The following is a 15,005-nucleotide window of genomic DNA, read 5'->3' on the forward strand; positions in this document are numbered from 1 at the left end:
ATAGTGCGCATGACATAGAGTGCGCACGACGAAGGGAAGGATGGTCCGCGATGGTTGCAGTAGCGGTGATGGGGGCAGGATCGTGGGGAACCACGATGGCGAAAGTGTTTGCCGACGCTGGAAACACGGTCAGACTGTGGGCTCGGCGCGACGAGGTGGCCGATGAGATCCAATCGGCGCGGCGCAACCAGCGCTACCTCCCGGGCGTCGTTATCCCGGATGCTGTGACTGCGACGAGTGACCCCCGCGTGGCCTTGACGGATGCGGACATTGTTGTGCTGGGGGCTCCGTCCCATGCTGTTCGGGACAGCCTGACCCGCTGGAGGGATTTCCTTCCCGACGATGCGCTGATTGTGTCGCTGCCGAAGGGGCTTGAACGTGACACGGCGCGCCGGATGAGTGAGGTCATTGCGGAGGCTTCTGGGCGGCCGTCGGAGAAGATCGCCGTCCTGTCTGGACCTAATTTGGCTAAAGAGGTAGCGGACGAGCAGCCGGCGGCGACGGTGGTGGCCTGCACCGATCATGACAGCGCCAAACGGGTTCAGGAAGCGTGTACGACGGCGTATTTCCGGCCGTACACCAACACGGATGTCATTGGCTGTGAGATCGGGGGAGTAGCGAAGAATGTGATTGCTCTAGCTGCGGGGATGGCCGCTGGCCAAAACCTGGGTTTCAACACCGCAGCGACGATCATCACGCGCGGACTTGCTGAAACAGTGCGTCTCGGGACGGCTCTCGGTGCGAACCCTGCAACATTCTCCGGGTTGGCCGGGCTCGGCGATTTAGTAGCAACCTGTAATTCGCCGTTGTCCCGGAACAGAACATTCGGCGAGCACCTCAGTCAGGGAATGAGCCTCGAGGAAGCGCAAGAAGCGTGCCACGGTCAAGTCGCAGAGGGCGTCAACGCGTGCCGGGCAATTCAGTCGCTGGCCCGTGCCCATAGTGTCGACGTTCCCATCGCGGATGCTGTGGTCTCGGTGTGCTTCGACGGCGCCACCGTGAAAGAGAGCATCATGAACCTGATGGAGCGCGATACCAAAGCGGAGTAGTACCGCGACATCACGTAGTGCCGCTACACTTAGTCCCCGTGACTACATCTGAACCTTCATCTGACTCGTCGGCGGACATCACATCGCAGTCGGCATCGCCCCTGGTTTCCTCTACTCAATCAGGTCCGGGTGCTGGCGGGGAGCGCGACGAGAACAGCGGCCATAACGAGCACAGTCGCATCCGCGTCGCCGTCGTTTATGGTGGGCGTAGTTCTGAGCATTCCATTTCGTGTGTGTCTGCGGGCGCCGTGATTTCTCACCTCGACCCCGACCGCTACCAGGTCGTTCCGATTGGTATCACGAGAGATGGGTGCTGGGTAGTGGGGTCCTCGGATCCGAAAGAGCTATACATTCGTGAGCGGCAGCTGCCGGAAGTGAAGGCCGGCACCAGCTTGTCGTTATCACTCGATCCGCAGCACGCTGGACGTTTTGTCTATGCGGATGGCCCCGACGTTGGTCAGGTCTTTGCGGACGTCGACGTCATCTTCCCTGTTCTTCACGGGCGTTTCGGTGAAGACGGTACCGTCCAGGGGCTCTTTGACATGGCGTCTGTCCCGTACGTCGGTGCAGGTGTCTTGGCGTCAGCCGCGTCGATGGACAAAGAGTTCACCAAGAAACTGGCCGCCGCGGAAGGGCTCCCCATCGGCCGTGACGTCGTCCTCCGCGAGACGCGGTCACTGACTGAGGAAGAGAAGAATCTTCTGGGCCTGCCGGTATTCGTGAAGCCTGCTCGAGGCGGATCCTCCATCGGTATTTCCAAGGTTGATCAGTGGGATGAACTTGATGACGCTCTCGATCTGGCGCGTCAGCATGATTCCAAGGTCATCGTGGAGTCCATGATTGTGGGCACGGAAGTGGAGTGCGGCGTTCTCCAGCGGCCTGATGGCACCGTCGAGGCCTCCCTTCCCGCGCAACTTGAGGACACCGAATCGGGCGACGAAGGGTTCTACGGTTTCGACACAAAGTACCTGGATAACGTCATCACCGCCCAGATTCCACCACACTTTGACGACGACACCATCCGCCACATCCGCGAACTCGCTGTGGAAACCTTCCACGCCTTGGATTGTGAAGGCCTGGCACGCGTTGATTTCTTCGTGACGGACCGTGGCCCGGTGCTGAACGAGATCAACACCATGCCTGGGTTCACGCCGATCTCGATGTACCCCCAAATGTTCGGTGCGATGGGGATTGACTACCCCGACCTCTTGGATCTCCTTATCCAGCGCGCGATGGTGGCCCACCCCGGTGCGTAACCGGTGGAGGTTAGCCCCCTGGCTTAGCCCCCTGGCTTAGTCCCCGGATTTTTCCATATTCTTGCTGATTGTGTTGGATAGCGTTGTAATGACGCTGTTTCCCGACGACGCCGGCATCGAAAGAGCAACGATATCGCTGCATCCCAGGGCGTACCAGGTGTTATCCGTCGCCGACGTGGAAGCATTCTCGGGCGCGTTCTGCGCTGAGCTGTCCGTCGAATCCTCCGAGGAATCCTCCGCCTCGGGCTGGTTACCGGGCGTTCCGTCGCTAAACCACGGAACATCATTAATCTGTTGGAGCTGAGCCCCAGCATGGTAGCTCTCGGGCTGCTGTACTCCGCACCTCACGACGACCGGGTCGCGCCGGGGTGCCGTCCACGCTGCCATTCCGTCGGGAAGATCGTTCCCCAGCGCGTCCTTTGTCGTACGTTGTAACGTGCCGAAGTGATCGGGGAGCGCGTCGAGGACACTACGACATTGCTTGCCACGAGCCGCCTCATCCGTGACGGGGAGTGTGGATAACGGCGTCTGAGCTGGACGCGCGGTTGCCGACGCGTCCGACACCGGGTTGTGGTGAAGCGCCCCAGAAAGATCGCTTAAATCATCTGCCACATCCTCGGGCCCAGTGACTGCAACTTCTTGCGCGCGCCCGAGCGTGTACCAGGTCACGGAATCCGTGACGGGTTTATTGCCGCCGCGGGCGTCGGCAAGGCCTAACCAGCGAATACCCTCCGACTTGCCGCCGGATTCGTCCTCGCCGTGTTCTTCCGTCGTCGATAATGCTGTGTAGGAATCGGGCGGCTGAACCCCGCAGCGCAGCGTTATGCGATTGTCGCCATCGATCCAGACAGCGGCACCATCAGGGGCTGGGTCTGCCAGCGATACCCGATCATACGAGCCGAGGTGGTCGGGGAGGTTATCGATAAGACTGCTGCATTCCGCCGACGACGCACCCGGTGCGTCGATGGTGTTGAGAGTGACGGGCTGGTGCTCGGCGTGGTCGTACGCAATTCGCGCAGCAATGATGACACCGACGACTAACCCGACGGCCAAGACGAGGGAAATGATCGTCCCCGGGCCGGTGAGTCGTTGGATTTCGTCTGTAGTCGGCTGGTCATCAGACATAATTTCTCAGTGTACTGGTGGTAGATTGCTGCTCGGGTGCCAGTGGCGGTTCTGTAGCTGCCCCGGAGCGCGCTCGGTGTGTCCCGGTGTGTCTCGGAGCGTCAACGGCCGATTGTTACGGAATCAATTATCATCATGTCGATAGTCGCGCCGAGATGAGAGAGTAATGGGACAACCTATACATAGCCTTGGTGAGCGGGGCGTGATCGACGCCATCCGCTCAGCCGCTCCTTCCGACATGAACGGTGATGACGCTGCCGTCCTCTCTCCGTCATCGTTTGCGTCGAAAACGGTGTGTAGCACGGATCTTTTGGTGGAGGGCCAGCATTTTCGGGGTGATTGGTCGACGCCTTACGACGTGGGCCGCCGTGCTGTGGTGCAAAATTTCGCGGATATCGAAGCGATGGGTGCGCGCCCGGTCGCTCTGCTTTTAGGAGTTGCTGCGCCACCAGAGCTGGATAGTGACGTTCTCACCGGGATTGCCAAGGGCATTGCCGACGAGGCCGGCCGGTGGCCCGCGGAACTGGTTGGGGGAGATGTGGTGACCAGCGAGCGGTTGACGCTTAGCATCACCGCGATCGGTGAGCTGGCAGGGCCCGCCCCGGCCTTGTCGCTATCAGGTGCTCATCCGGGGCAAACGCTCATAGCTAGTGGACGGTTGGGGTACTCGGCAGCGGGTTGGGCGCTGCTTGAGCATTTTGGTTCGCCCGACGCCATTCCCGATTCAGAGCACCTTCAGACGCTGGTGGACGCTTTTCGCGTCCCCTCTTTGGCTCGGGCGCGGGGCACGGTGGCACGGTCCACCGGAGCCACAGCGATGACGGATAACTCGGATGGGCTTGTTGTTGACCTCTCGACGATGGCTCGGGCCAGTCACGTCACGATTGACCTCGATAAGGACGCGATCGCGCCGGATCCGGCTGTGCGTGAAGCGGCTCGCTTGCTGGGCCGCGACCCCATGGAATGGATATGCCAGGGCGGTGAGGACCACGCTCTTCTCGCCACCACCGGGGCAGACATCCCGTCGGGCTTCCGCTTCCTCGGCCGCGTCCACAAACAGGGTGCCGAGCCGTTAACTATCGACGGTCAGTCGCCGACGTTCACATTAGGGTGGGATCCTTTCGGGGAAGAGTCTTTTGGCAGCGACTCGTCCGATAGAGAGTAATACCGAAGAGTGTGGAGCCCGCCGGGCCAGCGTCGCTAAAGTGTGAACCATGACCCTGCAAACACCGTTACCGATCCACGACAGCTGGAAAGAGCCACTGGATCCCGTCACCGACCGGATCCACGAGCTCGGCGATTTTTTGCGAGAGGAAAACGCAGCCGGCCGTGGATACTTGCCAGCAGGGACCGACGTGTTGCGGGCATTCACCTACCCATTCGACCAGGTCAAGGTCTTGATTGTGGGACAAGATCCATATCCGACACCTGGCCATCCGATGGGGTTGAGCTTTTCGGTTCACCCGGATGTCACACCGATTCCCCGCAGTTTGGCGAACATTTTCCGAGAATTACAGGAGGATATCGGATGCCCGGCCCCTTCCACTGGGGATCTAACGTCGTGGTCGGAACATGGTGTTGCGTTATTTAACCGGGTTCTCACTGTGCGACCCGGCCATTCGGGATCGCACCGTGGCAAGGGATGGGAAGAAGTAACCGAGTGCGCCATCAAAGCGCTGGCTGAAAGGGATCGCCCGCTGGTCGCCATATTGTGGGGACGAGACGCACAGAATACCGCGAAATGGTTGGGGAACACCCCGACCGTCTGCTCCCCGCATCCATCGCCACTATCGGCGAGCCGGGGATTCTTCGGTTCACGCCCGTTTAGCCGGGCCAATGAGCTATTGGTCAACCAAGGTGCGGAACCCGTCGAATGGGCACTTCCATGACGAATTCGCTGCCTGACGCCATTGACTCCACCACGCTTCAGCGGTGGGCTCGTGCCTGCGCTCACACCCTGGCTCGGCAGAAGGAAGAGATTAATCGCCTGAATGTTTTCCCGGTGCCGGATTCCGATACTGGGTCGAATATGGCTTTTACGATGGCGTCGGCCGTGTCGGCATTGGATCATGCTCTTCGCGAGCGGGAGATGAAAAAGAGCAGGTCGCGTGCTGGAAATGGTGCTCAGAGCGGTACGGACTTAACTACCGATGCAAGCTTAACGACGTCCGAAGCGGCCATAGCCCTAGCTATTGGAGCGACGAAGGGGTCGCGCGGAAATTCAGGTGTTGTTCTTTCTCAACTGCTTCGAGGGCTCGCCGAGTCTGCACAAGCCGGGCCTTTGAACGGTACTTCGGTATGTGACGCGTTATCGAATAGTTTGCGTTTCGTGCAGGCTGCCATCGTGAACCCGGTCGAGGGAACAGTTATCACCGTGTTGCGGTCCGCGGCTGCTGCAGCGACGTCGGCTGCTCAGTCGACCGACAGTGCGGGTGCGGTGGCACATGCTGCTAGGCTCGCCGCCAGCCGAGCTCTTGAACGCACCCCGTCGCAGCTTCCTGTTTTACGACGTGCCGGTGTTGTTGATGCCGGCGGGCGAGGTCTCGTCGTTTTGCTAGAAGAGCTGGAGCGCGTTCTTACCACGCGAGATGGCGATAGTTGGGATGGAGGCTTTAGCGACGTTGGCATTAACGACGTTGACATTAACGCTTTCACGCCGGCGCACATTGGTGGAAAAAACTCGTGGACTAGCGATGGTGAATTGTCGACGGGGAGTGGGCAATTGCACCCGGATTCGTCGGCCAGTGACCGGGTGAACGCCTCGCGAACTCCCGCGCCGGGCACGGGGAATGATGAAATCGGTGGCGGAAGTTCCAGTGTTGGAAATTCAGCACCGAATGCGTCGGCTTCACAGCTCGAAGTCATGTTTTTTATCGAGAACACGGACCTCGAGGATCTGCGGACGTTCTTAGTTCCCCTGGGCGATAGCCTGATTGTGGGCGCGCTGACGGACCATTCCGCGCGCATCCACATTCACACCAATCGGGCTGGCGACGTTATCTCTGGGGCTTATGAGCGCGGCGACGTGTCTAAACTCACGGTTGAGACGCTGCATCAGGTCTCTGCAGATCGTCCGTCCTCCTTGCAGACTGCTCGGCCACGGCTACGGTCCGTCTTAGCCGTGGTGCCGAGTGAGGATGCCGCCGCCTTCTTTGGTCGGGCCGGGGCGGACACCGTCGTCATAGAAGCAGATGAAAACGTCGCTGACCAGGATCAATACGAGGTTGTGTGTGAGGCCATCGAGAAAGAAGTTGTTGATGAAGTAGTGCTCGTCACGAACGGCATCGTTGACCCCAACGAAGTGGATGGGCGCCTCGCGAATGTTGTCGTTGTTCCGGCGTCGTCATTGTGCGCGGGTTTGGCTGCCATGGCGGTTCACGATCCGTCACAATCGCTCGACGCGGATGCTGCGGCTATGGTTGACGCGGCCCGGGGAACAACAACGATGACGCTGAGCTACGACGACTTGGGTCACCGTAGTGACGGAGAGTCCACCAGCGCCGAACTCCCACCGCCGCCCGAGGTTATCCGCGCTTGGAAAACCGTATCCGAGTTACTCGAGAAAGGTGGCGAACTCGTCACCGTCATTTCTGGCGACGATCATTGGTCGCAGGTAATGCAGTCCCTTCCACAGTCGGACACCTCGGAGTATTCGTTCTTCACGATCCCGAAGTGCGGTGCAGCTGTCATGATCGGTGTGGAGTAATGGTGACGTCCAACGGAGCACGCCGGACCAGCGTCGGCAGTAGGAAGGGGGCATACGTGCGCCCAATGATGGGATGGGAGCCACTCGTCGTTCCCCTGCCCGATTCTCTTCCTGACTCGACGCGCTCGCATTTAGCCGCCGTCGGGGTATCGACGGTTGCCGAGCTCGTGGAATGGTTCCCGCGTCGGTATGTCGAACCCGGGTCGACGTCGGACATGGGCTCTGTTGACGTGGGCACCACCGTGACTTTCGTGGGGGAGATCCTCCGCGGAAACAAGATCACGACCCGCACCCGAAAGCGCCTGTACACGGTGGTCATTACCGACGGCACCCAAACTATCAACGCCACGTTTTTTAACGCGTTCGCCCCGGCGCGGGACCTGGTGGTCGGAACCCGGGCTATTTTTGTGGGGACCGTCTCGGAGTATCGAGGGGCGCTGCAACTGGCTCATCCCGCCTACAAGGTGATTGATTTTGCGCAGGAGTGGACGTTAGACACTCAACCCGCCGATGAGCAGCCGAAACGAAGCTCTTCCCGAAACATTATTGATCGCGACACCGCGGCGCTGGTCACCAAGCTGCCGCTGTTGCCTATCTATCCGCTGAAGAGTGAATCATCGCGGTCTGCGTCGGCTACTGATGGTGATACGGGCAGTTCAAAGACGGGCAAACAATCAACGAAACGTCCAGCGAAGCGCTCAAAACCAGGTTCGAAGCGCCCGGTTCGTGTGGATTCGTGGACCGCGTTGGACGCGATTACCACCGTCCTCACCCATAGCGATCCCATCCCGGACCCTCTGCCGCGCGTGCCTACTGTGCAGGGCAAACCCCTGCCGTCGCTGGATCACGCCATCCGCGCGATGCACATGCCTTCTTCGTGGGCAGATCAAGCCATGGCCCGCAAGCGCCTCGCTTTTAACGAGGCCTTGGGATTGCAGTTGATTCTTGCTTTACGACGCCACGCTGCAGCGGACCGTCGCGCCCCGCAGTGCGCTCCTCGTGAGGACGGATACCGCGCCGAATTGTTAGCCGGCCTGCCCTTCGACCTGACCGATCAGCAACGCGCGGTCACGGAGGAGATTGGCGACGATATTGCCGCCACCAGACCGATGTGCCGACTACTCCAAGGCGACGTGGGGTCGGGCAAAACCATTGTTGCTCTGATCGCCATGCTTCAGGCGGTGGACGCGGGATGTCAGGCGGCGCTCTTAGCCCCCACTGAGGTGTTGGCCGCGCAGCACGCACACTCGCTGATGACGATGATGGCTAATGCCGGCGTTGCCGCCACGATTCGGCTGGTGACAGGGTCGATGTCGACGTCCTCCCGCCAAGAGACCCTCCTATCCCTCATGACCGGGGAGACGGACATCGTCGTTGGTACCCATGCGCTACTCAGCGACAATGTCGAATTCTTCAACCTCGGGTTGGTCGTCGTCGATGAGCAACATCGGTTCGGTGTTGAGCAGCGTGACCGGCTGCGCGGTCGGGGGCGTGACACGGAAGACGGGCCGCTCACTCCGCATCAGCTGGTGATGACCGCCACCCCCATTCCGCGTACCGTCGCTATGACCACTTTTGGGGATCTCGACGTCTCGACGATCACTGAGCTTCCCGGTGGTAGGAAACCTATCCAGAGTTCCGTCGTTCCGGAGTGGAAAAAGGGGTGGCGTGACCGCGCTTACCAGCGGATTCGAGAGGAAGTAGAGTCGGGCCGGCAGGCCTACATCGTGTGCCCGCGGATCCAAGGCGACGGTGGCGTGAACGATATGTACGAGAAGCTGACGGTTGGTCCTCTCCACGGGTTGCGGGTGGGGATGCTTCACGGGCAGCTGCCCAATCCCGACAAAGAACGCATCATGGGGAAGTTTTCGCGCGGCGACTGTGACGTGTTGATTTCGACGACCGTGATCGAGGTGGGCGTTGATGTTCCTAACGCAACGCTCATGTTGATCCGCGAAGCCGAGAACTTCGGCATCTCGCAGCTTCACCAGCTCCGTGGGCGGATCGGCCGGGGGAGTCATGCATCATGGTGCCTCTTCCACACCGCCCAGCCGGAAGATAGTGACTCATACCGACGTCTCCAGGGGGTTGCTGCCACCACCGACGGTTTTGCCCTCGCAGAATTAGACCTAGCCACCCGCAGCGAGGGCGACCTCGTCGGGGCTGATCAGTCCGGCAGGTCCACTCATATTCGACTTCTCGACGTCGTCCACGACGAGCCGCTGATCGAGGCGGCGAAAACCGAAGCTGAGCACATCGTGCAGACGGATCCTGGTCTCGCCCGACGGCTTAGTGAAGGCTATAGCAGTACTGAACGTGAGTTCTTGGGCAAAGGGTGAGTTACCCGGGGTAAGTTTCCCCCAGGTGAGGTGAACAAAGGGCAGTCCAACATGGACGGTAAAGTGAACCGCATGGACATTTGTGCGCCTTTCGCGGGAGTTGTTCACTACCACGTCACCCCGGGCCAGCGGGTAGAGCCTGGAGAAACCCTCGCAGTTGTCGAAGCTGTGAAACTAGAAGCTCCCGTGGTATCGCCCGTCGCCGGTACGGTAGGTTCACTTGATCGTGACGATTTTTCCAATGTCGACGGTGGCGACAGGATCGTAGCCATAACGGATTAGTTAGAAGTTCTTGCGTGGCGGTACAACGCAGTAGCGCACGCGGCAATACACACGGCCACACATACGCTGGCGCATACGGCAGCGCAGTCCAGGCATAAAGAGGGGAATTGAGATGCGAATTATTTCAGGATACGCGCGCGGGCGGACTATTAAAGCCCCCGCCGAAGGCACACGTCCCACATCTGACCGGGCCAAAGAGGGAGTGTTCTCCTCGCTCAGTGTCCGGTTCGGTTTTGACGGGGCCCGCGTTCTTGACCTTTTCGCGGGGTCCGGCGCGTTGGGTTTGGAAGCAGCATCGCGCGGGGCAGATAGCGTCGTTTTCGTCGATACGGATTCGGCTGCCATCGAGACCATCAAGGACAACATTCGTCGCGTCGGCGATGTGGATGCCGACGTCGTCCAACTCAAAGTATCCAGTTATTTGTCGGGCGCACCGGAGAATTATTTCGACATCGTGCTGATCGATCCGCCTTATGCGCTGATCGACGAGGCCGTCCACGACATGTTGGTAGCGCTGGCTCCACATCTGAGGGACGGGGCTGCTGTGGTGGTGGAGCGTTCGTCCGCCAGCCCTGAGACACAGTGGCCAGAAGGATATGAGCCGACCGGACAGAAGTTAAAGAAGCGGACATATGGTGCCGCGCGTATGGATATGGCGTCCTTTACTCGTTCGGAGTAGAACCAGCTTCTAAGTAGAACCAGCGTTAGCCCGCATTGCGCTCGATATTATGTGCACAGAATGATGCGCACGGACGCGGAGCGCCAGAGAGAGGAACGGAAGGATGCATGTTGTCTGCCCGGGGTCATTTGATCCCATCACCAACGGACACGTGGACATTATCGAGCGGGCAGCTGCTCAGTTTGACCAGGTCACGGTACTGGTGACGTTTAACCCGAATAAGCACGGCCTTTTCTCCGTCGAGGAGCGCTGTGACCTGATCCGGAAAGCAGTGGAGCACCTGCCGAACGTCGATGTTGATTCGTGGAACAAACTGCTGGTGGATTACACCACGGAACACCAGATCAGTGCCCTCGTGAAAGGCTTGCGCAGCTCACTGGATTACGCCTATGAGCTGCCGATGGCACAGATGAACAGGTCGCTCTCTGGCATCGATACCCTTTTCTTGTTGACGACGCCGAAGTTCGGGCATATTTCGTCGACCCTATGTAAAGAGGTCGCCCGCTACGGAGGCGACGTGTCGGGGCTCATGCCTGATCACGTTATCGCGGCGATGCAAGAGAAATTCTCAGAGTAATTCGCGTCTAAGCCCTCGTGATGAGCAGGAATGTTAAAGGGTCTCGTCGGCTAGTTGGCGTGGCTTCCTGCAAAACTACGAAAATTCTGCCAAGCTAGTGGTTATGTACAGAACTTTCGAAGGCATCGACGAACTACTCCAAATGGTCGATCAGGCCTACGGCGTACCCATGACTAGTAACTGTATGGTTCCCCGCCGGGAAGTCCTGGATCTTTTAGACGAAATCCGCAACGCCATACCGACTGAGATGGACGATGCGCAGGATGTTCTGGATAAGCGCGACGGCATCATTAACGAAGCCACTGAACGCTCGCACTCCATGGTGGCTGATGCAGAGGCTGAAGCCCAGCGTTTAGTAGCCGAAGCACAAGAAAAGTGCGACGCGATGATGAATGACGCGGAAGATCGCGCACATGGCATGGTCGCCCACGCCGAGGACGAGGCGGACTCCATTGTCCAAGACGCCCAGCGTGAATACGACGACGTCACAGGCCGCGCGGCTGCTGAGGCCGAGCGCTTGGTCGCGTCGGGTAATGAATCCTACGACCGTAGCGTGAACGAAGGCCTGAAAGAGCAGGCCCGCCTGGTTAGCGAATCAGAAGTCGTACGGATGGCGAATGAGGAAGCGACGCGCGTTCGCGATTCCGCCCATGCTGATTCGGACAAGCTCCGTAGCGACTGCGACCGGTACGTCGACCAGAAGTTGGCCGAGTTTGAGGAGTCCTTGACCTCAGTGCTGCGCACGGTGGGTAAGGATCGCGCTGCCTTGCGTGGCGGCGCAGGGATCTCCGGCGGACGCTCCCGGTCCGCTTCCCGTGAACCTCGCGACGACTACCGCGGCCGAGACGCACGTCGGAACTAAAACCATCCACTGTTGAGACTCAGCGAAAACAGCGTTGTCGTGCGCTTTTAGCTCGCCGACGCGATAGTCGAGTTGGTACAGGAGGACGTAGTGTCCGCGGTGCATTACCATGGGCGGTGTTATGGGAATTTCACATTCTGACCGCAAAGAATCAGTGACACCGACGGCACATAACCCGCTGTCCCTGGATGTCTCAACGGTATCGCAGCAATCGGGCGCTGTAGAGACCATCGATACCGAAGGTCCATCGCCAGTACGCATCGGCCCAGAAATGATCGCGTTTGGCGTCGGTACCCCTCTGGGTGTGCACGCAACGGTCACCAATGTCGGCGAGGGGCTTGTGGTTGATGCTGAGATTTCGGGCTCCGGTGAAGCCGAGTGTGTGCGGTGCCTGAAACCATTAACCCCGCATCTGTCCTTCCACATCAACGGGGTATGGGCGCTGACAGAGGGTTTTATCACCTCGGAGGACTCCGACGATGATGATGACGATGATCCGACCCCGATGGTGAAGGACAATCGGTTGGATCTCACCCAGGCCGTGATCGACGAAGCCGGAGTGTCCTTGCCTTTCTCGCCCACATGCGAAGAGTTCGGTGAGGAGTGTGACTCCCAAACTCCCGAGCCCGACGGGGTGTCCGGGGAGACAGAGACGGTCGATCCGCGGTGGGCAGGATTGCAGGACAAGCTGAAAGATCTACGTGATGTCTAAACAAAAGAATTCGAAGCACGAGCGGCTGACGGGCGAAGAAGCCTGGGCCGCCGCCTTTGGCGATGTTGATCATCAGCCTTTGCTCGATGGGTTCGGAGTCTCTCTTCCTGCCGACGCTTTACGTCTGGCGCTGACCCACCGTTCGTTCGCTAACGAAAACGGGATGCTGCCGAATAACGAGCGCCTCGAGTTCCTCGGCGACGCGGTGCTAGGGCTCTCCGTTGCGGAGCGCCTGTACCGGGAGTACCCCGACCGCACCGAGTCGGAGATTTCTAAGATGCGGGCCGGCGTTGTCAATATGTACGCATTGGCCGATGTGGCACGAGAGATTGGCTTGGGTGACCACGTGCTGCTGGGCCGCGGTGAGCAGCTGACCAATGGCAAAGACAAGAATTCCATTCTGGCTGACACCACAGAGGCCATGCTGGGTGCGATTTATCTGGAGCACGGTTTCCAGACTGCGAAAGACGTTATTCTGCGTTTGTTTAAGTCCAGGATTGAATCTGCGCCGACCGTCGGACTGCATATGGACTGGAAGACGGAGCTGCTAGAGAAGATTGCTGGCCGTGGTTTAGGCGAGCCGGAATACAACACGACGATTTCGGGGCCGGCTCACGATCCGCATTTCACCTCGACAGTGTCCTTGCAGGGCAAAGTGTGGGGCCACGGGGAGGGGCACACCAAGAAAGAAGCGGAGCACCACGCGGCCCGCGAAGCCCACGACGCTTTGTGACGGAGATTCTCTGGAGATTCTCTGCCCATTTATTTCAAACATGTTAAATGTTTGCCGATAGCGCCGAGCGGGCCATCAGAAATTCTGGATCTTCTGTCGTTGGTCGTAGGGTAGTTCACTATGACAGCTATTGAGAACGCGGTGACTGGCTCGAGTGACGGGTTATGGACCGTCATCACGTGGGTGCTGTTAGCGGCAGGTGTGTGGTTCTGTTTCCGTACGGTCGTTGTTCAGATCCGTATGGTTCCGGAAATGTTTCGGTCGCTGACAGAAAAACCCAGTGACATTTCGAAAGATAAAAAAGGAATCTCCGCGTTCAAGGCGTTTACTATTTCGGCGGCATCGCGGGTGGGGACAGGCAATATCGCCGGTGTCGCAGTGGCCATCACCATCGGTGGGCCCGGCGCTGTGTTCTGGATGTGGTTGGTCGCGATAGTCGGTGGCGCCACCGCATTTGTCGAGTCCACACTGGCGCAGCTGTACAAGGTGAAGGACACCGATTCCTATCGAGGCGGCCCGGCCTACTACATCACCAAGGGGTTGAATCTTAAGTGGTTGGCCGCTGTGTTCGTGGTCGCCATTACCGTGACTTACGGATTTGTCTATAACGCGGTTCAGTCCAACTCCATTGTCGACGCCATTACCGAGTCGACGGGCTCCGACGCGATGTGGTGGAAGGCGCTGTTGGGCGTCGCGCTGGCCATCCTGACGGCACTCATCGTGTTCGGTGGCGTGCAGCGTATCGCGTCGGTCACCAACTGGCTGGTTCCCATCATGGCCGTGCTGTACATCGTCACCGGTCTCATCGTCGTTGCGGTGAATATCGAGCAGGTTCCTCACATGTTTGCGGAGATCGTGACGTCGGCCCTGGGTATTCGCGAGGTCGCTGGGGCAACCTTCGGGCAGGCGTTCATGTACGGCATTCGTCGTGGCTTGTTTTCGAATGAGGCCGGTGAGGGGTCGATCCCGAACGCTGCTGCGACGGCGTCGGTTAGTCACCCGGTCAAGCAGGGACTTATTCAGACCCTCGGCGTGTACTTTGACACGATCATCGTGTGCTCGATCACGGCGTTCATCATTTTGCTCAACAACCCGTCCTTTGGTGAAGGCGTTGAGTCGACATCGTTGACCCAGAACTCTGTTGCGGCCGCCGTCGGTCACTGGGGAGTCCACCTGGTGACGGTGATTATCTTCTTCCTCGCGTTTTCGTCGGTCATCGGAAACTACTACTACGGTGAATCCAACATCGAGTTCTTCACCAGGAATAACAAGGTGATGACCGCATACCGGTTCCTCGTGTGCCTCTGTGTGCTGGGTGGATCGCTGGGCAAGGTCGGCATCGTCTGGGCGCTCGCGGACCTGTTCGCCGGCATTATGGTGGCCATCAACCTCACCGCCATTCTCCCGTTGGGCGGGGCTGCGATCGCGCTTCTCAAGAATTACCGACAACAACGTAACCAAGGATTGTCGCCGGTCTTCCACCGTGACGATCTGCCGAATCTGCCCGGGCATGACCGAATCGAGTGCTGGGACGGGAGTGATCCCCTCACCATCCGTGGCGATGGTCAGGAAGTTTATGGGCGTCGTCCGGGAACGCCCGCCCCGCAAGTCATTCGGCGCAGTGCTAACGGTTCTGTCCGCGCCGAGTGAGAATTCGCAGGCCGCCCATTAACCGGTGCAGCCGA

At 59.2% G+C, this 15,005-nt stretch carries 14 protein-coding genes; 13 read left to right on the forward strand and 1 reads right to left on the reverse strand.

Going from position 1 to position 15,005, the window contains the following annotated elements; all coding sequences use genetic code 11:
* Positions 1 to 50: 50 nt before the first annotated feature.
* Complete coding sequence (locus tag ACWORE_RS02120) at positions 51 to 1,049, forward strand: NAD(P)H-dependent glycerol-3-phosphate dehydrogenase (RefSeq protein ID WP_455302328.1); 999 nt, start codon at positions 51 to 53, stop codon at positions 1,047 to 1,049.
* 179 nt (positions 1,050 to 1,228) lie between these two features.
* A complete protein-coding gene (locus ACWORE_RS02125) occupies positions 1,229 to 2,305 on the forward strand; it encodes a D-alanine--D-alanine ligase family protein (protein ID WP_455302590.1) in 1,077 nt (358 codons plus the stop codon).
* 36 nt (positions 2,306 to 2,341) lie between these two features.
* On the opposite strand, the gene ACWORE_RS02130 is transcribed toward ACWORE_RS02125, so the two are convergent.
* On the reverse strand, positions 2,342 to 3,430 hold the full coding sequence (locus ACWORE_RS02130; RefSeq protein ID WP_455302329.1) for a DUF3515 domain-containing protein: 1,089 nt from the start codon (positions 3,428 to 3,430) through the stop codon (positions 2,342 to 2,344).
* Positions 3,431 to 3,596: 166 nt separating this feature from the next.
* Here ACWORE_RS02130 and ACWORE_RS02135 point away from each other — a divergent pair, with 166 nt between their 5' ends.
* The 11 genes from ACWORE_RS02135 to ACWORE_RS02185 all read left to right on the forward strand — a co-directional run bounded on the left by ACWORE_RS02135 (position 3,597) and on the right by ACWORE_RS02185 (position 14,970).
* On the forward strand, positions 3,597 to 4,595 hold the full coding sequence (locus ACWORE_RS02135; protein ID WP_041628842.1) for a thiamine-phosphate kinase: 999 nt from the start codon (positions 3,597 to 3,599) through the stop codon (positions 4,593 to 4,595).
* A gap of 49 nt (positions 4,596 to 4,644) precedes the next feature.
* On the forward strand, positions 4,645 to 5,319 hold the full coding sequence (locus tag ACWORE_RS02140; RefSeq protein WP_012731836.1) for a uracil-DNA glycosylase: 675 nt from the start codon (positions 4,645 to 4,647) through the stop codon (positions 5,317 to 5,319).
* Positions 5,304 to 7,136, forward strand: a complete 1,833-nt coding sequence (locus ACWORE_RS02145; RefSeq protein WP_455302331.1) for a DAK2 domain-containing protein — start codon at positions 5,304 to 5,306, stop codon at positions 7,134 to 7,136. Before ACWORE_RS02140 ends, ACWORE_RS02145 begins: the two co-directional genes overlap by 16 nt.
* On the forward strand, positions 7,136 to 9,475 hold the full coding sequence (locus ACWORE_RS02150; RefSeq protein ID WP_455302332.1) for an ATP-dependent DNA helicase RecG: 2,340 nt from the start codon (positions 7,136 to 7,138) through the stop codon (positions 9,473 to 9,475). Before ACWORE_RS02145 ends, ACWORE_RS02150 begins: the two co-directional genes overlap by 1 nt.
* A 72-nt stretch (positions 9,476 to 9,547) precedes the next feature.
* Entirely contained in the window at positions 9,548 to 9,757 is a 210-nt protein-coding gene (locus ACWORE_RS02155) for an acetyl-CoA carboxylase biotin carboxyl carrier protein subunit (protein ID WP_041629395.1), read from the forward strand.
* 112 nt (positions 9,758 to 9,869) lie between these two features.
* A complete protein-coding gene (locus tag ACWORE_RS02160) occupies positions 9,870 to 10,436 on the forward strand; it encodes an RsmD family RNA methyltransferase (RefSeq protein WP_012731832.1) in 567 nt (188 codons plus the stop codon).
* A 103-nt stretch (positions 10,437 to 10,539) separates the two neighbouring features.
* On the forward strand, positions 10,540 to 11,013 hold the full coding sequence (gene coaD, locus ACWORE_RS02165; RefSeq protein ID WP_012731831.1) for a pantetheine-phosphate adenylyltransferase: 474 nt from the start codon (positions 10,540 to 10,542) through the stop codon (positions 11,011 to 11,013).
* Between the two features lie 103 nt (positions 11,014 to 11,116).
* A complete protein-coding gene (locus ACWORE_RS02170; protein ID WP_012731830.1) occupies positions 11,117 to 11,875 on the forward strand; it encodes a FliH/SctL family protein in 759 nt (252 codons plus the stop codon).
* 121 nt (positions 11,876 to 11,996) lie between these two features.
* Positions 11,997 to 12,587 (forward strand): YceD family protein, encoded by a 591-nt coding sequence (locus tag ACWORE_RS02175; protein ID WP_052292484.1) that lies wholly within the window; start codon positions 11,997 to 11,999, stop codon positions 12,585 to 12,587.
* Positions 12,580 to 13,320: a ribonuclease III gene (gene rnc, locus ACWORE_RS02180; RefSeq protein ID WP_455302592.1), complete on the forward strand. Its 741-nt coding sequence runs from the start codon at positions 12,580 to 12,582 to the stop codon at positions 13,318 to 13,320. Before ACWORE_RS02175 ends, rnc begins: the two co-directional genes overlap by 8 nt.
* 120 nt (positions 13,321 to 13,440) lie before the next feature.
* Entirely contained in the window at positions 13,441 to 14,970 is a 1,530-nt protein-coding gene (locus tag ACWORE_RS02185; RefSeq protein ID WP_012731827.1) for an alanine/glycine:cation symporter family protein, read from the forward strand.
* Positions 14,971 to 15,005: the final 35 nt, after the last annotated feature.

Source organism: Corynebacterium sp. c7Ub_26, from assembly GCF_053760365.1.